General features: G+C 56.0%; 17 protein-coding genes and 1 riboswitch. Of the genes, 10 read left to right on the top strand and 7 right to left on the bottom strand.

Annotated features, from left to right (window positions below):
* Nucleotides 1–41: 41 nt before the first annotated feature.
* Entirely contained in the window at nucleotides 42–560 is a 519-nt protein-coding gene (locus tag ACFSO0_RS01410; RefSeq protein ID WP_376875236.1) for an acyl-CoA thioesterase, read from the bottom strand.
* Between the two features lie 285 nt (nucleotides 561–845).
* Entirely contained in the window at nucleotides 846–1,949 is a 1,104-nt protein-coding gene (locus tag ACFSO0_RS01405; protein WP_376875233.1) for a flavin monoamine oxidase family protein, read from the bottom strand.
* A 172-nt stretch (nucleotides 1,950–2,121) separates the two neighbouring features.
* Here ACFSO0_RS01405 and ACFSO0_RS01400 point away from each other — a divergent pair, with 172 nt between their 5' ends.
* The 5 genes from ACFSO0_RS01400 to ACFSO0_RS01380 are packed head-to-tail and all read left to right on the top strand — an operon-like array spanning nucleotide 2,122 to nucleotide 9,449.
* Nucleotides 2,122–2,583 carry a GNAT family N-acetyltransferase gene (locus ACFSO0_RS01400; protein ID WP_376875230.1) on the top strand — a complete coding sequence of 154 codons (462 nt, stop codon included), beginning with the start codon at nucleotides 2,122–2,124 and terminating at the stop codon, nucleotides 2,581–2,583.
* A 43-nt stretch (nucleotides 2,584–2,626) separates the two neighbouring features.
* Entirely contained in the window at nucleotides 2,627–3,142 is a 516-nt protein-coding gene (locus tag ACFSO0_RS01395; protein WP_376875227.1) for a phage tail protein, read from the top strand.
* A 53-nt stretch (nucleotides 3,143–3,195) separates the two neighbouring features.
* The gene (locus tag ACFSO0_RS01390; protein ID WP_376875225.1) at nucleotides 3,196–3,714 is read left to right on the top strand and encodes a phage tail protein; all 519 of its coding nucleotides are present in this window, start codon (nucleotides 3,196–3,198) and stop codon (nucleotides 3,712–3,714) included.
* 11 nt (nucleotides 3,715–3,725) lie between these two features.
* Nucleotides 3,726–4,265, top strand: a complete 540-nt coding sequence (locus ACFSO0_RS01385) for a phage tail protein (protein ID WP_376875222.1) — start codon at nucleotides 3,726–3,728, stop codon at nucleotides 4,263–4,265.
* Between the two features lie 54 nt (nucleotides 4,266–4,319).
* The gene (locus ACFSO0_RS01380; RefSeq protein ID WP_376875219.1) at nucleotides 4,320–9,449 is read left to right on the top strand and encodes a tandem-95 repeat protein; all 5,130 of its coding nucleotides are present in this window, start codon (nucleotides 4,320–4,322) and stop codon (nucleotides 9,447–9,449) included.
* 114 nt (nucleotides 9,450–9,563) lie between these two features.
* Here the strand turns inward: ACFSO0_RS01380 and ACFSO0_RS01375 are convergent, their stop codons facing one another.
* Nucleotides 9,564–11,117 (bottom strand): NAD(P)H-hydrate dehydratase, encoded by a 1,554-nt coding sequence (locus tag ACFSO0_RS01375; RefSeq protein ID WP_376875216.1) that lies wholly within the window; start codon nucleotides 11,115–11,117, stop codon nucleotides 9,564–9,566.
* 375 nt (nucleotides 11,118–11,492) lie between these two features.
* On the opposite strand from ACFSO0_RS01375, the gene ACFSO0_RS01370 reads away from it, so the two are divergent.
* The 5 genes from ACFSO0_RS01370 (at nucleotide 11,493) to ACFSO0_RS01350 (ending at nucleotide 16,087) form a co-directional block, all read left to right on the top strand.
* Nucleotides 11,493–12,194 carry a FadR/GntR family transcriptional regulator gene (locus tag ACFSO0_RS01370; RefSeq protein ID WP_376875213.1) on the top strand — a complete coding sequence of 234 codons (702 nt, stop codon included), beginning with the start codon at nucleotides 11,493–11,495 and terminating at the stop codon, nucleotides 12,192–12,194.
* A 152-nt stretch (nucleotides 12,195–12,346) separates the two neighbouring features.
* Nucleotides 12,347–13,063 carry a (Fe-S)-binding protein gene (locus ACFSO0_RS01365; RefSeq protein WP_376875210.1) on the top strand — a complete coding sequence of 239 codons (717 nt, stop codon included), beginning with the start codon at nucleotides 12,347–12,349 and terminating at the stop codon, nucleotides 13,061–13,063.
* Between the two features lie 13 nt (nucleotides 13,064–13,076).
* Nucleotides 13,077–14,504, top strand: a complete 1,428-nt coding sequence (locus ACFSO0_RS01360; protein ID WP_376875207.1) for a LutB/LldF family L-lactate oxidation iron-sulfur protein — start codon at nucleotides 13,077–13,079, stop codon at nucleotides 14,502–14,504.
* Complete coding sequence (locus ACFSO0_RS01355; protein WP_376875205.1) at nucleotides 14,501–15,220, top strand: LutC/YkgG family protein; 720 nt, start codon at nucleotides 14,501–14,503, stop codon at nucleotides 15,218–15,220. Before ACFSO0_RS01360 ends, ACFSO0_RS01355 begins: the two co-directional genes overlap by 4 nt.
* 699 nt (nucleotides 15,221–15,919) lie before the next feature.
* Nucleotides 15,920–16,087: a hypothetical protein gene (locus ACFSO0_RS01350; protein ID WP_376875203.1), complete on the top strand. Its 168-nt coding sequence runs from the start codon at nucleotides 15,920–15,922 to the stop codon at nucleotides 16,085–16,087.
* A 512-nt stretch (nucleotides 16,088–16,599) separates the two neighbouring features.
* On the opposite strand, the gene queF is transcribed toward ACFSO0_RS01350, so the two are convergent.
* The 4 genes from queF to queC form a co-directional block, all read right to left on the bottom strand.
* Nucleotides 16,600–17,097 carry a preQ(1) synthase gene (gene queF, locus ACFSO0_RS01345; RefSeq protein WP_376875200.1) on the bottom strand — a complete coding sequence of 166 codons (498 nt, stop codon included), beginning with the start codon at nucleotides 17,095–17,097 and terminating at the stop codon, nucleotides 16,600–16,602.
* A 155-nt stretch (nucleotides 17,098–17,252) separates the two neighbouring features.
* Complete coding sequence (gene queE / locus ACFSO0_RS01340) at nucleotides 17,253–17,978, bottom strand: 7-carboxy-7-deazaguanine synthase QueE (RefSeq protein ID WP_376875197.1); 726 nt, start codon at nucleotides 17,976–17,978, stop codon at nucleotides 17,253–17,255.
* Entirely contained in the window at nucleotides 17,975–18,463 is a 489-nt protein-coding gene (gene queD, locus ACFSO0_RS01335; protein WP_376875194.1) for a 6-carboxytetrahydropterin synthase QueD, read from the bottom strand. Before queD ends, queE begins: the two co-directional genes overlap by 4 nt.
* On the bottom strand, nucleotides 18,460–19,131 hold the full coding sequence (queC, locus tag ACFSO0_RS01330; RefSeq protein ID WP_376875191.1) for a 7-cyano-7-deazaguanine synthase QueC: 672 nt from the start codon (nucleotides 19,129–19,131) through the stop codon (nucleotides 18,460–18,462). Before queC ends, queD begins: the two co-directional genes overlap by 4 nt.
* 95 nt (nucleotides 19,132–19,226) lie before the next feature.
* Nucleotides 19,227–19,270: riboswitch (PreQ1 riboswitch) on the bottom strand.

The raw sequence follows: 19,270 nt of genomic DNA, 5'->3' as shown, positions 1-19,270 counted from the left end.
AGTCCCCGCTTCGTGGAGAGGGGACTGTACTCATCTCGTTTCTAGTCTTCCCAGGGCCGGCTCGTGCCGAGCAGATCGGCCAGGTGCTTGCTGCGGGTGCGCCGCTGCTTCCGCGCCTCTGCTCTCTCCGGGGCGCTGTCGTGCAGGAAAATCTCTTCCTTGGTCTCGGGGATGACTTTCGGTACGGTTGTCGGTTTGCCATCTGCCCCCAGCGCGACGAAAGTCAAAAAGGAAGTCGCGCAGACCGTGCGCTCGCCCGTGAGCAAATCTTCCGCTACGATCTTGACGAAAATTTCCATCGACGTCTTGTGCGTCCAGGTGACGAAGGCTTCCAGCGAGACTTCGTGGTCGACGGGGATTGGGTGCAAAAAGTCGACGGAGTCTGTGGAGGCCGTCACGACAGGGCCACGCGCGAGCTTCATCGCGGAGAGCGAAGCGACGTCGTCGATGTAGGACATCAGCTTGCCCCCGAAGAGCGTATTGTGGTTGTTCGTGTCCGGAGGGAGGACATGGCTCGCCTTGAATGTGCGCGTCTCCCGGACAAAGCGTTCTACTGTCATGGAGGAAGACTCCTTTGCGATCGCTTTTGCTAGTATCAAAATGAAAGGTCTTGCTAGCTCCATTGTTCCACAAACTCTTTTCGGTAATCAAGCCCGTTTCCCCAGCGCATGATCCACTCCGCATCCTGTGATAGGATAAAGGGAAGAAAGATCATCGCAAGCGGGAGTGGAATGCTGTGGAGCATATTTTGTAGGCGGACGCTCTAGCTGGCAAGCAGAACAGGCCGATGAAATGAAAGACAGCCCCCTTTCCCGTGTCTATCTCACGGAAAGGGGGCTGCTATGTCATGTCAGACTGATGATGTTTTGAGCTTCCCGCAATCCGGACAAGTACGCGCCGTGCACGCTGGCGCAGCTCTCGGGATGCGTGGCTTCCCCGGCAAAGAAAAGGCGGTTGTTCACACTCTCTCCGAGGGCGAGAATATCTTCGCGGGACGCGGCGGAGGTGTGGTAGGTATAAGCGCCGAGCGCGTACGGATCGGACGCCCAGCGCGACATTTTGCTCGCGGTCAGCGGCGGGATGTCGGCGCCGTACGTTTGCATCAGTCCGGTCATCGCGTATTCCGCCACTTCCTCGTCGCTCCATTTTTCCATGCTGGCAGCGGTCGCCTCGGTGAAGGAACCGAGCAATACCGGCTGATTCGTATATTTGTAAAGGTTCAGAAACGGCTGCGTGTCGCCGTCTGCTGTCGGCAGCGAGATGATTTTGCTGTCTTTTTCCCAAAAGGCGTACGGGAATTTCAGGTACAGTTTGTTGATCAGGCCGGTGCCGAGTTGGTTGATGGCCTGCAGCTTGCGGTCCGGGAGCTCGGGTGAAAAGGTAATGCTTCCGCTCTTCAAAACGCCTAGCGGGAGGGTGACGATCGCGTACTTTGCCTGAAACACGTCGCTGTAGCTGGCGACGCGGACACCGCTGTCATCGTGGTGAATCTGGTGGACGATCTGGTTGGGACGTATATCCAGTCCCTCTGCCAAATGGCGAAAGATTTGGTCAAAGCCTTTGGAGGGGGAGTCGGAAAGGCCCTGTAGCTGGTCGAAGGTCTCTGTCAAAAATGGAATGGGATTTCGGTAGTCGATTCCATGCAGCCAGGAAGCGCCCAGCTCTGCCGGGAAGTCGCTGCCGCGCTCTGTCCAGATGCGGCCCCCTATGCGATAGCGCGCCTCCAGGACAATGGTCTCATATCCCCTCTTGCGCAACACATGCGCAGCTGCCAGGCCGGATATGCCCGCGCCGATCACAATGACATCCGCTTTTTTCCGCAACGTCGGCACGGCAGCGGCCTTCGCTGGACTGGCTGGCAGCAATTGCGTGTCTCCCAACAGCAATCCTGTAACGGTGAAGGCTACGCCGGACTTGATAAAAGAGCGACGGCTTACTTTCAGACCCATTCCGCAATCTCCTCTCAGTAGGAACATCGTCATCTAATCCATGTTATACCATAGTCATTCTCCGCTAGCTATCAGAAGTTTGCAAGAGTAGATTGACGGAGGTAATGCGAATCCTTAAAATAGGAATGTAAATTATGCCATATAAACATGTCTGTATTTTGAGAGGAGTCTTATGATTACAACTGTTCCTGTGTGTGCAGAGGATGCGTCTTTTTTGTTCGAGCTGTACTGTACGACACGAGCGGACGAAATCTCGGCATGGGGACTGGATCTAGTGTTGGCAGAACAGCTCATGCGCATGCAATGGCAGGCGCAGACACATTCCTATCAGCTTCAGTTTCCCGCTATGGATCACCGCATCATTTATTCCGATAATACGAAAGCGGGCAGGATGATCGTAGACGAGACTGACCGTGAGCTGCACCTGGTAGATCTTTCTCTGCTCCCAGCGTTGCGCAATCAAGGGATTGGCACTCGTCTCTTGCAACAGCTGCAGCGAGAAGCAGGACAACAGAATAAAGCGCTTGCTTTGAGTGTGTACCTATCAAACCCAGCCAGACGATTGTATGAAAGGCTGGGTTTTTCTGTTGTATCCGAGGATGGGCTTTACGTGAAAATGAAGTGGTTCGGCTAGCCGATGGCTGTCTATACAGGAAAATGAACAGGAGGGATTGCCAATGTCACAACCTTACATCGGGGAAATTCGCATGTTTGCAGGCAATTTTGCACCAGTAGGATGGAAGTTTTGCAATGGGGAATTGCTCGCGATTTCGGAGTACGATGTGCTCTTCAGCTTGATCGGCACTACCTACGGCGGGGATGGTCAGACTACGTTTGCCTTGCCGGATTTGCGCGGCAGAATTCCTATAGGACAGGGAAACAAGCCTGGCGGGAGCACGTATCCGATGGGAGAGAAGGGTGGACAAGAAACCGTGACTTTGACGGTCAACCAAATTCCGGCTCATTCACATACGCTACTGGCGAATTCGACGGCAGGGGCAGATACACCTGTCCAAAACTTGTGGTCCACGCAGCCGCAAACCGCGTACTCGACGAACTTCAGCAGTCTGGCTGCGATGAGTCCCGCGGCGATTGCCCCTGCCGGGGGAAGCCAGCCGCATGAGAACATGATGCCGTCATTGGTGGTCAATTTCATTATCTCGCTTTACGGAGTCTACCCTAGCCAGAACTAGTATCTTCGGCACAGGGACATCCTGAACGCAATAGCAGTATAGGAGGGATTGGCATGTCAGAACCGTATATTGGGGAGATTCGCCTGTTCGCGCAAGGCTTTGTTCCGAAGGGCTGGGCCTTGTGCAATGGAGCTTTGCTCCCCATTAATCAAAACCAGGCGTTGTTTTCCATTTTAGGAACGATGTACGGCGGGAATGGAGTGACGAACTTTGCCCTGCCGAATTTGATTGGGAGAGCTCCCGTCCATCCAAACATTACGGGTGGGGGCACGATCGTCCTCGGGGAAATGGGCGGCGCAGAAGCGCATACGTTGACAGCTGCCGAGATGCCGGCGCACACACATACGGTACGCGCGTCTTCGCAGCCCGCGACGATCAGCTCCCCGAAAAACACCGTCTGGGCGGCGAGGGAAAACAGCTATGGTCCGATGACCGATCAGATACCGGAGCACACGATGAGTGGCAATGCCTTAACCCAGACGGGTGGAGGTCAGGCGCATTTCAATATGCAGCCCTATCTGGTGCTGAACTTTTGTATCGCGATCCAAGGCATTTTTCCAAGCCGAGAATAGGAGGAATGGGCATGAGTGATCAGTTTGTAGGGGAAATCAGGATGTTTGCAGGGAGCTTTGCTCCGAAGGGCTGGGCGATGTGTGAAGGACAATTGCTGTCGATTGCGCAATACACAGCCCTTTTTTCGCTTCTCGGGACTACGTATGGAGGGAACGGCACAACCAATTTTGCTTTGCCGGACCTTCGAGGGCGAGCTCCCATGCACTTTGGGGACGGACCTGGCTTGACCAGGAGGGAGCAAGGAGAGCAGATCGGCAGTGATAACGTCAGGCTAACCGTAAATGAAATTCCTGCGCATACTCATCAGGTCATGGCAGCCGATCAGACGGGTACGACCAACTCGCCGGCCGGCGCCGTCTGGGCACAGGCACCCAAGCAAGGGAAGTTCACCAAGAAAGAGACGCCGCTCTACGAGGCGACAGCCAATGCGAATATGGACCCGCGGTTGATCGCCTCCGCAGGCAACAGTCAGCCGCACAACAACCGTCAGCCGTATCAGAGCGTGAATTTCATCATTGCGTTGCAAGGAATATTTCCACTACGAGGCTAGCATGGCGACACGAAAACAGAAAAACGAAAAGGACACGGAAGGGAGGGACAAGCATTGGAAAGGTCACGGCTTCTTTTGCAACTTGGGACAAGGCAGTTATACAAGGCGTGGATGCTGCTGTTATGCGCGTTGATCGGAGTTGGCGTGCTGCCTGTGCAGCAGCCAGCGAAAGCGGCGACGTCATGGAATAAGGTCACCGGGCTTCCGACCGGTAACTTCCTGCTGGGTGTACGCTACGGTGGCGGAGAGTGGCTCTCCATGGGGGCATCGGCTACACTGCTCGTCTCGAGTGACGGTCAGAACTGGGATGTGGAAGTGCCCACCGGGGCGTCGGATGAATGGGCAGATGCGGCCCACGACGGGCAGCATTGGACAGTAGTCGGCAGCGGGGGGAAAATCTTCACCTCAAATGCCAATTCGGCCAGGAGCGGCTGGAGCCCGCGGGTATCCGGCGTGAACGAAAACTTGTGGAGCATCGCCTACGATGGCAGCAAAGGATATGTCGCGGTTGGGGACGGGGGGAGGGTCCTCGTTTCGACCAATGGGACCACCTGGGTGCCGAAGTCTTTGCCTGCCGGTGCAAGCGATACGCTCTACGGTGTGGCGTACGGAGACGGAATGTTTGCAATCGCCAGCCAGACCGGCAAGATTTACACTTCGCCGGACGGAAACACTTGGTCCAGCGCGTACAATGGGTCCTCGCCCCTCAACGGCATCCAGTACGGAAACGGTACCTTCATCGCGGTCGGCTCCAACGAGATTATCACATCCGGCGATGGCCTATCCTGGAACAGATCCTCTGTGGCAGGGGAGATGTACGGCGCGGCATACGGAAACGGCAAATACGTAGCCGTGGGAGCAGGGGGCAAGCTGCTTGTATCCATGGACGGGCAGAACTGGCTGACAACGGAAAGCTCCGGAACGAATGAGGACTTGTACGCGATCGCCTATGCCCTCGATCAGGGCCGCTTCGTTGCTGCAGGGGGGGACCTCGGGCCAGTTGTCCTGACTCAAGTAGATTCGAACTTGCTGGGCAGTCTAACAGTCAGCACGAGCTCACTGACGCCGGGTTTTGCTTCCGATACAGCGAGCTACACCATGAACGTGAGCGACTCGACCGCAAGCATGACGATCACCCCTACGGCCGTAGATGCCCAGGCTACGCTTCAGATGCAGATCAACGACGGAGGATATAATTCGATTTTGAACGGAGTGCCTGCGCCCGTCACGATTGCGGTCGGCACGACGAAGATCGAGATCAAAGTGACATCGCCGTCAGGGAGAACCAAGATCTACACGATCACCGTGCAGCGCAAGGAGCCGAATCTGCCTCCAACAGGCTTGACGCTTTCCAATGAGAACATCCAGGAAGGTTTGCCGGCAGGTTCGCTGGTCGGAACATTGACGGCGACAGATCCGAATACGTCGGATACGTTTACGTACGCGCTTGATCCGTCGGGAGATGCCAGCAGCTTCCGCATACAGGGAAATCAGCTGCTCACGAATGCAGTGTTCGACTACGAGAGCGGTAAAACGGTGTACAACGTAACGATCGTCGCGACAGACTCTGGCGGTGCCACTTTCTCGAAGGCATTTGCGATTAACGTAGTGGACGTCAACGAACCGCCGACCTTGCTTGGCAGCAGCAAGGCAGGACAGGAAGACACACCGCTCTCGTTTGCGCCGAGCGATTTTACCAGCTACTACCGCGATCCCGAGCAAGTAGCCTTGCAGAAAATTCGGATTGCGACATTGCCGGCAAACGGCAGCCTGACGCTGAACAACCAAGCCGTTACACAGGGACAGGAGATCCCGGCGAATGAGCTGGACAAGCTGGTATTTACGCCCGTTCTGAACTGGTTTGGTACGACATCCTTTACATGGGAAGGCACTGATGGCAACAGCTACTCCAACGCTGCGACGGTCACGCTGACGATCGCCTCCGTCAATGATGTGCCGCGGGTCGACGATTTCGTCAAGAGCGGTCTGGAGGAACAGCCCGTATTGTTTATGGCTGGCGACTTTATTGGTGCGTTCCACGATGACGACACGAGTGACGCGCTGACCCAGATCAAGATCACCAGCCTGCCGGCCAACGGCACCTTGCAGCTGAATGGAACAGCTGTGACGGTAGACCAGATCGTTGCGGCAGCACAGCTTTCCCTGCTCCAATACGTGCCGGTTCCAGGCTGGAGCGGCACGACAACCTTCGCCTGGCTGGGATACGATGGGACGAGCTATTCGGCGACTCCATCCGTGGTGACGATCACCATTAACAACGTCAACAAGCTGCCTGTCGTAAGTGACAGCACCAAGACAGGGACAGAGGACCAAAGGCTGACGTTTGCCGTGTCAGACTTTACGGGCCATTTTCAGGATCTGGATGGCGAAACTCTGCAAAAAATCCAGATCACCACATTGCCTGTGAACGGAATGTTGACGCTGGCAGGAACGCCACTGCCCGCCGGAGTGGAGGTCGACGCTGCCGATCTTGCCGATCTCGCCTTTACCCCGGACGCCAATTGGAACGGTATCACGAGCTTTATGTGGAAGGGACATGACGGCATCGACTATTCCGCTGCTCCTGCTGTATTTACATTGAACATCGCTGCGGTGAATGATCCGCCTGTGGCGATTTCGAGCAGCAAAACCGGAACAGAGGATACACAGCTTTCTTTTTCGGCTGTCGACTTCCCTTACACGGATGTAGAAGGGGATGCGCTGCAAAAGATCCGGATTGAGAGCCTGCCGGGTCACGGGACATTGCGGCTCAACGGCGGCGCGGTGGATGAGCAGGATGAACTGAACATATCCGACCTGGCTGGGCCGAACGGGCTGACCTTCACCCCTGACGCCAACTGGAATGGAAACACGTCACTCACCTGGAGCGGATCGGACGGTCAGGCGTATTCAGCGAAAGTCGTGCTGTCGATCACGATCAATCCGGAGAATGACAAACCTGTGGCAAGCGATGGCACGCTGAAAGTCACGCAAAACCAGAGCAAGCAAGGCAATCTCATTGCAGATGATGCAGATGGCGACAGTTTGCAATATCAGATCGTGACCCCGCCGGCCAAAGGTACTCTCACGCTGGATACGGCAACCGGTCAGTTTACGTACACGCCGCAGCGAAACGCAACAGGCAGCGACTCCTTTACCTTTGTGGCAAATGACGGAACCGTGGACTCCGAGACGGCCACTGTTCGTATAACGATCTCTGCGGTTGTCATACCGCCTGCCCCTGTGTACGGTCCGACGATCAGCGATATTGCGGATCAGATCATCGAGCCGGGAGGAAGTACGAAGGAGCTGGCCTTTACCGTGAGCGACCCGGACAACGATCCGCGCACATTGGTCGTCACCGCTATTTCCAGTAACCAGCGCCTCGTGCCGGATGACGGCATCAAGCTTTCCGGCAGCGGAACCAGCCGGACGATCCAGGCGACGCCGCAAGCAGGTGAACACGGCGTTGCGACGATTACCGTGACGGTGAGCGACGGTAAAATGTCCGCGAGCGATTCGTTTACCCTCACTGTCAAGGCGATCAACCATCCGCCGCGCGCCCAAAACGGTTTCCTGCTCGTCGAGGAGCCAGTTCCGACCAAAGGCGTGCTGCAAGCAACGGATGAAGATGGCGACACTTTGACGTACAAGCTTGTCCGTCAAGCGAGCAAAGGCAAAGTCACGATCACCAATGCGAAGACAGGAGCGTACACGTATACGCCGGATGCGAACAGCTCCAGAGTCAGAGACGACAGCTTCACGTTTAAGGTCAGTGACGGAACGTCCGAATCCAATGTGGCGACGGTAACGATCAGCAGCAAAGCGAGCAATGATGCCTATCTGCAAGATCTGCGCGTCTCCGAAGGCAAGCTGAGTCCTGCCTTCAGCACCGGACGCACCAGCTTCACGGTCAAAGTTTCCCGGGATACGGATAGGATCGAGGTGACACCGACGACACGGAGTGCGGCAGCGACAGTCACCGTCGACGGCAAAGCAGTAAACAGCGGAGAGGCAAGCGCTCCGATACCGTTGAAACTTGGAGACAACAGCATCGAAGTAGTTGTCACGGCGCAAACCGGCACGCGCAAAACCTATCAGCTGCTCGTGCAGCGCGACTACCTCCCGATCACGGACATCGAACTGGCGAAGCACAGCCTGACGATGACCGAAGGCGATGATCCAATCGTCCTCACTGTCCGCGTCAAACCGGATCAGGAAGTAGAAAATCAGCTCGTCTGGAAATCGAGCCGGACCTCCGTCGTCACAGTCGATCAGACGGGATCGGTCGTGGCCCGCAAAAAAGGGACGGCGACGATCACGGTATCGAGTCTGGACGGAAAAGTGAAAGACAAGGTCAACATCAAGGTGCTGGAGGGCAAGATCGTACAGCTGTCTGCGGACGAAAGCCTGTACGTTATGACCACGGAAGACTCCGAGCCAGTCAAGATAACGGCTGAATACAAGCAGGGCACCAAGCGCGATGTGACGGAGGAAGTGCGTTGGTCGACGAAAAACCGCAGAGTCGCTTCCGTATCCAAGGGGGAAATCGTGGCGAACGGCCCTGGTTCGACTGTCATTACCGCGACCTTCAACGGCATGTCTGCGTCCTTCCAGGTCAACGTGTACGAGCAGATCTGGGTAGACGAGCGCAAACTGGACCTCTCCATCGAAAAGACGGACGGGGATGAACAGGAATTGCGGATCAGCGGCGAACTGCCGTCCAAGGAAAAACTCTCGGTCCAGGTGCAGATCGGCAAGAAGGCATACGACGCCGAAGTGGATCGTGAGGAGAACACCTTTGCGTTTACGCATCTGTTTGGGGAAAAAGACGAGATTCCCGCGAGCATTTCCCTGGTCGTCAAGCCGGGCAGCTCGAAGAAAAAGGAACAAGTCATCACGCTCCCGATCCGCTTGTTTGACGAAAGCAGCGTGCAGATCAAAGCGCTGAAGCAGCAGGGAGACAAAAAGAAACAGAACTACAGCATGACCGGCAAGCTCTTTGACGATGCCGTCATACAGAAAATCGAGCTTGTGGAAGACGATGAGCTCGTCGCTGTGGGTACAATCAAGCGCGGCAAGTTTGAGATTCCTTCGTTCGCGCATGACGGAGACGAGCTGATCCTGCGTGTGACCTCGTACGGGGGATTTGTGCAGGAGTGGAAAGTGGAAGTGAAGGAGTAGCACCGTCTGACAAAGGTGAGCACGGCATGGAAAGAAGGGCAGTCCTGTTCATAGGGGCTGCCCTTTCTATTTTCCGCAGAGAAATGGTGCACTGTAAAGGAAATAGCGCGGTCCTCACAGCGCCTCGATAATATCTCCCGCAACCAGAGACGCTTCCGTTGCCCGTCCGGCAGCTGCCCGATCTCCGGCTTGACCGTGCCAGTAAACTCCGGCCGCAGCGGCCTGCTCGGCGGTCAGCCCTTGCGCGAGCAGGCCGCCGATGATTCCGGCAAGCACATCGCCTGCGCCGCCCGTCGCCATACCTGGATTGCCGGTCGTGTTAACATAAACCGTCCCATCCGGCGTCGCGACAATCGTGCGTGCGCCTTTGAGCACCAGCGTGACGCCGTGCTGCTGTGCGTAGCGCCGGGCCAATCCGATCCGGTCGCGCTGCACTTCGCTGACGGGCAGCCCGCACAGACGCGCCATCTCGCCCGGATGAGGGGTCAGCACCACCGGCGATGAGCGGCGCGTCCACGCGGAAAAGGTATCGTTGCCTTGCTCGTCGGCCGCAGCCAGCATGTTCAGGGCGTCGGCGTCAACGACGAGCGGCACCCCGTCCGTCTTTTCCCAGATGGCACGCAGCCAGGCACTATCGCCTGGCCATCGTCCCAGCCCCGGACCGATGACCAGCGCTTGCTTGCCGACAGTCAACGCGGCCACGGCCTCTGGCGGTGCGCTGCTCCAGTCGCCCCGTCCCTGATCGGGCACGACGCGCAGCATCGCTTCCGGCAGGCGCCCGATGAGCGGCAGGGCGAGCGATTCCGGCACAGCCCAGCTGACGAGTCCGCTTCCTGCGCGCAGCGCCGCCTTGGCGGCCAGCAGTCCCGCGCCGCTCATTTCCCGCGAACCTGCGGCGATCAGTACGTGTCCGTAAGTGCCCTTATGGGTGTCTGCCTTCCTGTGCAGGAGCCACGCCATGCCGAGCCTTTCGCGGAATGCTCGCTCGCCCAGCTCGAACGTTTGCACCCCGATCGTACCGGCGAGCGACTCCGGGATGCCGATGGCGCGCACCACGATGCGGCCGGCTGCCTCCGCGCCAGGGTACTGCAGCAGCCCGCGTTTAGCCAGCGCGAACGTGACGGTGACGGACGCGCGGATGCACGGCTCAGCTGTCTCGCCGGTGTCGGAGTCAAGTCCGCTTGGAATGTCTGCCGCCACGATCGGCAGTCCGCTCGCGTTTGCCTCCCGGATCAGCGCGGCGTACGGCTCTCGCGGCGCTCCTGATGTGCCGGTGCCGAGCAGCGCGTCGATAATCCCTTCGTATTCGCTCCAACGGATTGCGTCCGGCGCGAACGTCTGCGCGGGAATGCCGAGCCGTGCTGCAATGTCGCGCTGCACAGCCGCTTCGCCGACCAACTGCTCAGGCGGAACGGCGTATACAAGTTTGGCCTCGTGCCCCAGCTCGATCAAGTGCCGCGCGCAGACAATGCCGTCGCCCCCGTTGTTCCCTTTGCCGACGAGTACCGCCCAGCTCACCCGATGATTGCCGGAAGGGGCGGAGAGCCGGACTGCCTCCTCGGCCAGGGCACGTCCGGCGTTTTCCATCAGGACGATGGAGGGAATACCGATCGACTCTATTGCGCACCTGTCCAGATTGCGCATCTCCTCAGACGTGACGAGATACATGGTGTCTCCTCCTTGTACAGCTGCAATTCGACTTCCGATGCAGGAAATGTCCCTTTCTTCTGATCTTACTCTTTTTCGACCGGGGGGAACAGATGGGGGAAAAAGTGCAGCTTGGCCGCATGAAAACGCGTAGTTTCCCCTGGGGTTTATTTTCTGTTGATGGGGTCATCTGATGTCTGTCACATCGCACCTTCTACCGTTCAACCCTCGATAATCGCTGCGCATTTCTCCCGCTCCATCGTCCGCCAAAGTGCCAAACATGTTCCCATCCGACCCGAACACGCCATTGACAGCTTCATGCCACGTTAGCTAGTATGAAAGGGATGATGAACACAACTTGTCAGATGACCTGAAAAGAAATTGGTGAATGCACAGATGAGAGAAACTCCGCAATTCAAGGTCCGCAAGACGTACGAAGAAGTTGCTGACTATTTGAAAGACCAAATCATGAACGGCGTTTACAAACCCGGAGATCGCCTGCCTTCCTTGCGCGAATTCAGCGAGCTTTTGGGAGTCGGGCAATCGACCATGCGCGAAGCGATCAGCTCCCTCAAGACGATGGGACTGCTGAACATTCGCCACGGCGAAGGAACGTTCGTCACCCGCTTCAACCCGGAGGACGTGCTGACCGACTTTGAACCGCTGCAAATGGTGACGCGCGAAGACATCTTGTCCCTTTTGGAGGCGCGCAAAATTATCGAGACCGGCATCGCGCGGCTCGCATCCGAACGGCGCTCCGAAGAAGATCTGGAGCGAATGAAGGCCGCCCTGGACGAAATGGAGGCGGCTGCGGCAAACGGCGAGCTCGGCGTGCAGGCCGACTGGCATTTCCATTACGCAATCGCCTGCTCCTGCCACAATGCAGTTTTGGAGACGCTCATGCAATCCATTTCCACGATGATGCGCAGGACGCTGAAAGCCAGCCATGAAAAAGTGTTCCAGACCAAAGGCAACCCGGAGCGCCTGTTGGAAGAGCATCGGGATATTTACGACGCCATCGCCAACCGGAACTCGAAAAAAGCGGAAGAATCGATGCTGTACCATTTGCTTGGCGTTGAAAAAAAGCTGTTTGATTGACGGGCAGTCAAACAGCTTTTTTGTACAAATAAAATTCGCAATATTCTTATCTGGCATAACCGCCACGAAGACTTCAGCAGTGACTTGGCTTGGAGAAGCCGATTTTTTAATTGCTACTCATCAGATGACATTATCACAAGAGGTGATCTGTTATGAAAGTCGCATTGTTTGTCACCTGTCTGGTCGACATGTTCCAACCGAATGTCGGCAAAGCGACCGTCGAATTGCTCGAGGGGCTCGGCTGCGAAGTGGAGTTTCCCCCCTCGCAAGTTTGCTGCGGACAGCCCGCCTACAACAGCGGCTATGTCTCCGAGGCCAAGGAAGCGGCCAAAAACATGATTCGCGCCTTTGAAGATGCCGATTACGTCGTGACCCCGTCCGGCTCCTGTGCGACGATGTTTGCCGAATATCCGCATGTGTTCAAGGACGACCCGGCATGGGAGGACCGCGCCCGCGCGCTGGCCCAAAAAACGTACGAACTGACGCAGTTCATCGTGCAAGTGCTAAACGTGACAGATGTCGGCGCGAGACTGGAAGGGAAAGCGACTTACCATACATCCTGTCACATGACCCGTTTGTTGCAAGTGCAGGACCCTCCGTTCGTTCTGCTATCCCGCGTCGAAGGGCTGGAGCTGAAAGCATTGCCGCAAGCGTACAATTGCTGCGGCTTCGGAGGGACCTTTTCGGTGAAAATGGGGGCGATCTCCGAGCAGATGGTGGACGAAAAAGTAAACAGCGTCATGGAAACCGGCGCCGACTACCTGATCGGGGCCGACTGCGGCTGCCTGATGAACATCGGCGGACGCATCGAGCGTCTGGGGAAAAAAGTCAAGGTCATGCATATTGCCGAAGTGCTAAACAGCCGCTAAGGGGGGATCTCAGATGGCAATGAAAATCAGCGAGGACAAGTTTCAGGAGCGGGTGAGCCAAGGAATCCAGGACTCCTTCATGCGCAAGGCCGTCTCTTCTGCTCAGGAGAGGCTGCACACCCGGCGCCTGGGTGCTGCCGAAACGTTGGGAAACTGGGAGCAGTGGCGGGAGCTCGGGGAACAAATCCGCCAGCATACGTTGGAAAACCTCGACTACTACCTGATGCAGCTGAGCGAAAGTGTGGCCCGGCGCGGCGGGCATGTGTTCTTCGCCCGGACAAAGGAAGAAGCCGCCCAGTACATCAAGGAAGTAGCCCAGCGCAAGCAAGCGAAAAACATCGTGAAGTCCAAGTCGATGGTGACGGAAGAAATCAACCTGAACCAGACGCTGGAGAGCATCGGCTGCGAAGTGGTGGAGAGCGACCTCGGGGAGTACATTTTGCAGGTAGACGACCACGAGCCGCCGTCTCACATCATCGCGCCGGCCCTGCACAAAAACAGATCGCAGGTTCGCGACGTGTTCAAGGAGAAGCTCGGCTACGAACATTCCGACGACCCGTATGAGATGACGAAATTCGTCCGCAGCATTTTGCGGGAAAAATTTATGAACGCCGAAATCGGGATCACGGGCTGCAACTTCGCCGTTGCCAATACTGGCTCCATCTGTCTGGTGACGAATGAGGGAAACGCCGACCTGGCAATGGGCATTCCGAAAACGCAAATCACGGTCATGGGCATGGAACGTATCGTCCCGACGATGGAGGAGCTGGACGTCCTGCTGGGGCTGTTGTGCCGAAGCGCTGTCGGCCAGACACTGGCAACGTACGTGACAGTAGCAGGTCCGTCCGCCGCAGGAGAAGGAGACGGGCCGGAGGAGTTCCATCTCGTCGTGGTAGACAACGGGCGTTCGGAAATTTTGGGCTCCGAGTTTCGTCCCGTGCTGCAGTGCATCCGCTGCGCTGCATGCGTAAACGTCTGCCCCGTCTATCGGCATATTGGTGGGCACTCGTACGGTTCTATCTATTCCGGCCCGATCGGCGCTGTCCTGACACCGCTTTTGGGCGGCTATGACGATTACAAGGAGCTGCCTTACGCCTCCAGCCTGTGTGCGGCCTGCACGGACGCCTGCCCGGTGAAAATTCCGCTGCACGAGCTGCTGCTGAAGCACCGCCAGGTCATCGTGGAAAAAGAAGGCCGTGCTCCGCTTGCCGAGAAGCTGGCTATGAAAATGTTCGAGATGGGAGCCTCGTCCGCTGCCCTCTACAGGCTCGGTTCCAAAATCGCGCCGGCTGCAGTCAGTCCGTTTACATCCGGGGAGCGAATCTCCAAAGGGATCGGACCGTTGAAAAACTGGACAGCTATTCGCGAATTCCCGGCTCCGGCCAAAGAGCTCTTCCGCGACTGGTTCGAGAGCCGCAAGAGCAAGGAGGAGCGCAAATGACGAGCAGCAAAGGAACGATTCATCAGAGAGAAGCGTTTTTGGACCGGATCGCCAGCCAGCTCGGGCGTCCGCGCCGGACGACGGGCGTCACTCGCCCTGTCTGGAAGCACGACGTCAATCTGAAGGCGATGCAAGATTACAGTGCAGAGCAGCTGCTGGACGCATTCAAGGCTCAGTGCCGGAATATCCATACACCCGTTATCGAGACGAGCCGGGAGCAGCTTGCCGACGTCGTGAAAAAACTGGTGGCGGAAAACGGCGGCGGGCCGGTCATTACATCACGCGACCCGCGGTTTGGCGAGTACGGGCTGACTTCTCTACTGACGCAGGAATGGCCAAAGGAAAATGTCGATGTGTACGAATGGAACGAAACGAAGCGCACAGAGAACATCGCAAGGGCAGATCAGGCGAATTTCTGCCTGGTGTTTGCCGACTACGCGCTGGCAGAATCCGGCACAGTGGTCGTCCGGACGAGTCCGGGCCAAGGCCGCTCCCTCCATTACCTGCCTGCGCGCTATGTCGCCATCATCCCCCACGAGACGCTCGTTCCCCGCATCACGCAAGCGGTACGCGACATGAACGCCCACGTGGAAAACGGGGAAGTCCCGCCATCCTCCATCCACTTCATTTCCGGCCCGAGCAACTCGGCCGACATTGAAATGAACCTCGTCGTCGGGGTGCACGGGCCGTTGGAGGTTACTTATATTTTGGTGTGAGGGTTGTTTCGGAGAGGCAGTCTGCGCGAAAAGGGGCTACTAGCCCCCCCACCGTCAAGTAGTCAGTATTAATTGAATTAGGCGATCTTGGTCTTGAATTCCATTGGACTATTGTCTATTCATCTTCCAACTTGCAACATACTATGGTTCACTTTCTTGCTAAATAACTGATTAAATCTTAAGGAGGCATTCTGAAGAGCTCGATCACTATGGAGCCTAGGTTTGCTTCCTCATGCTGCATTCAGAGCCAAATTCACCGTTTGGAATACAAGGCTATTGTCGTGGAAATGACCCTAAAAATAAGAAATAATCATATTTCGCGCTTAAATAAACAGGGGGCCCCCGGTTAACGCTAAAGTCGGTAGTGTGGCAGCGGGGGCAAGTATGTGCAAGTTGTCAGCGGTCTCATCCAGTTATGATCGATCGGTTCAAACTATATCAGACTCTGGCAGATTGCCACGATATAGGGGTATATATCTTTGAATCAGAAGGTATTTTCCATTAAATGTAGAATTTTGCAATGAAATCTATAATTTGAGGTGACAAAGTTGAGTTACCGAAGATGCAGAAACTGTAGGTGGTCCAGTTGATGTAGCGGTGATTTCAAAAGGTGATGGATTTGTTTGGATTAAACGCAAACATTACTTCGACCCTGAATTAAATACTCATTTTTTTAATAATAGATGAGGTGATTAAATAATGGATAATAAGATCTTTAAAAGTTTCAAAGATTGGGAGAGAGAATATTTGGTAAATGATGATGTGAGAATGAAATTTGAAAAGTATAAAAACGATCCAGTTTCTTTAGGGGCCAGCTTGGCACAAAAATCTCTTGAGAATGCCAAGAATAAGTTATTGGTTCGGTAAAGTGAAATTGTTGTTGCACCAGATACTTCGCTAAACGCGGGGGATTTTTCCACATGAATAACGAACATCTTGCATCGCTTGGGATCGGTGGCGGTCGCCTAAAGTCTTAACTTCCTCACGCGCGAGCCGACAAAAGGCTGTGCCATTGGCAGAAACCTCGCGGTGCAGCACGACAACGCGTCAACTTCATGAGACGCTTGCTCGCTGGCAAGTGTAAGAGGGGCACATTGCTGTGTTATTGAAGTAAAGCGTCAATAATCACTCGAACTCGCTTTATTTCATCATAGCCAAAAAAGAACCTCCTTGTAATATGAGGCCACTGAAAACTGCTGATTTTGGAAAAATGATAGATTTTAGAGGGGACAAAAATGTCTCCCTGAACGCGAAACGAGCCTTAGAAGCGATTCTAGAGGCTCGTTTTTCTTTGCGTATTCAGTTTCTCCCAACAGAGAGGACTTTCTCAGCGACCTCTTGTAATACAAGGGGGGTCGAGCATGTGCATAAGTCCATTCCTACCGATTATCCACCTTCTCCGGATACATATCATGATTCATCAACCGGTGCATCGCCATTTCCTCGTACTTCGTTCCGGGCTTGCCGTAGTTGCAGTACGGGTCGATGGAAATGCCGCCGCGCGGGGTGAATTTGCCCCAGACTTCGATGTAGCGCGGGTCCATCAGCTTGATCAGGTCGTTCATGATGATGTTCACGCAGTCCTCGTGGAAGTCGCCGTGGTTGCGGAACGAGAACAGGTACAGCTTGAGCGACTTGCTCTCGACCATCTTGATGTCCGGAATGTAGCTGATGTAGATCGTCGCGAAGTCAGGCTGTCCCGTGATCGGGCACAGGCTGGTGAACTCCGGACAGTTGAACTTCACGAAGTAGTCGCGGTACGGGTGCTTGTTGTCAAAAGACTCCAGCACGCTCGGGTCGTACGTTTGCGGATAAGTCGTGCCCTGGTTGCCCAGGAGCGTCAAGGACGAAAGATCGCGTTCTTGTTGGTTTGCCATAGATCGGTACTCCTTCTTTGCAAGTTGGTTTTGGGGGCGTATCCGCCGATCAGGACGGATGGGTGGGTCCTTTGCGCCGTGCTCCTGATTCGCCACGTTCCTCGCAGCGATGGTGGACGCCACGCTTCGTTTCTTCTTTTTCAGCGAAACGCTCCTCACACCCCGCGCTTGTTCCCCCAGACGAGGGCGTGCAGCTGCGGCAGCACTTTTACGTTGTTCATGTCCGGGGCAGCCATCGCCTGGTCGATCAGCCATTCAAACGTCTCCAGCAGCTTTTCCCGAAGCTGCTGCGTGTCCGCTTCTGCGAGGTCGGCGTTGCCGGGCTGCAGGTAGAACGGAATGGAGGGATAGCGGCGGTGGATGCTGCGGGCGTATGCAAAATCGGCTTCGTCGAAAATGACGACCTTGAGGCTGACGCCGGAGTGCCCTGCCGCAAGCAGTTTCGCCACGATGGCGTCCAGCGCGGCGAAATCCGTCTGCATGCCGGAGCTGGGCGGTTTGGGCGAGAGGGTGACATCGTCGATCTGCGCCAGCCAGTCCTGCCATTTGCTGCCTTGTGTTTCGACGGCGGTAAGGATACCGCGGTTTTGCAGCAGCTCGACCAACGCGCCGATGCCCGGCAGGAGGGCGGGGTTCCCGCCGGAGATCGTCACGTGGGAGAAACGGTCCCCGCCGAGCTGGTGCAGCTCCTCCCAGATGTCCTCCGCTGTCATTTGCCTGATTTCGTCCTTTGCCGATCCGTCCCACGTAAAGGCCGAGTCGCACCAGCTGCAGCGGTAGTCGCAGCCCGCCGTGCGCACGAACATCGTCTTTTGTCCGATGACCATGCCTTCCCCCTGAATGGTTGGTCCGAAAATTTCCAGAACAGGAATGCGGCTCATTCGTACATCCACTCCCTTCTCGCCTCGGCGTAGCTCGTCGGGGTCTCGAACAGGCGGACGAACTCGACGCGCGCGCCGTTGTACCGGTCGCGGTATGCGTCGGATTGCAGCTGTTGTTCCATCTGCTCGAACATCCAGACGACCATGTTTTCCGCCGTGGTGTTCATCGGGGGGAGCATTTCATTTAAGTAGCGGTGATCCAGGTAGATTTCGATATGCTCCTTCCAGATTTGCTTGATGTCCCCGAAGTCGATGACCAGCCCGATCTCGTCGGGGTAGCCGCTGATGCCGAACACGGCCTTGTACGTATGGCCGTGCAGGTTTTTGCATTTGCCTTCGTAGGCGTGCAAGTGGTGGGCGGCGTCGAAGGTGAATTCCTTGCAGACCAGGACACGCTTGTTGTGATAGCGCAGCTGGGACTTGTCGATGTGCGTCCCGAGCTGCTGCATGCGGTCGACGATGCGGAAGTCGAAGTTCGCGCTCATCGGGCATGCTCTCCTTGCTTGTTCTTCTCGGAAAGGTAGTTGTCCAGTCCGGCTTTGCGCAGGCGGCAGGCCGGGCATTCGCCGCAGCCGTCTCCTTTGATGCCGTTGTAGCAGGTGAGGGTTTTCTCGCGGATATAGGTGAAAGCACCCAGATCGTCCGCCAGCTTCCACGTTTCGGCTTTGCTTAGCCACATGAGCGGGGTGTGGATGACGAACGGATAGTCCATCGCCAGGTTGAGCGTCACGTTGAGCGATTTGATGAACGCATCGCGGCAGTCGGGATAACCGCTGAAATCCGTTTCGCATACGCCTGTGACCAGATGGCGCACGCCCCGCTGCTTGGCGAAAACGCCGGCAAACGAGAGAAACAGCAGGTTGCGTCCGTCCACGAACGTGGAGGGCAGCTGGCCTTCCTCTTGGGTGATGTCAATGTCAGTGCGGGTGAGGGCATTGGGTGCGAGCTGATTCAACAGGCTCATGTCCAATACCGTGTTTGCCACGCCGAGCTCCCGAGCGATCTCCTGGGCACATTCGATTTCCAGTTTGTGCCGCTGCCCGTAGTCAAACGTGATCGTTTCTACTTCGCCGAATTGCTCTTTGGCCCAGAACAGGCAGGTCGTGCTGTCCTGTCCGCCGCTGAACACAACCACGGCTTTTTCCTTTTTCATCGCTCTCCATCTCCTTTGGAATAGTAGGGAAGAAAGAGAGTTCTTGAACTGTGCTCTGAAAAAAACAAAACAATACCTAAGGATAGGTATTGCCCGTAACCTTAGTTTTTTATAGAGGGAGTTCGCGAACCTCTCCCAT

Origin of the sequence: Brevibacillus sp. GCM10020057, assembly GCF_042683565.1 — a bacterium.
Taxonomy (GTDB): domain Bacteria; phylum Bacillota; class Bacilli; order Brevibacillales; family Brevibacillaceae; genus Brevibacillus.
The sequence above is the reverse complement of the archived record's forward strand: the minus strand, read 5'-3'. Positions and strand labels throughout refer to the sequence as shown.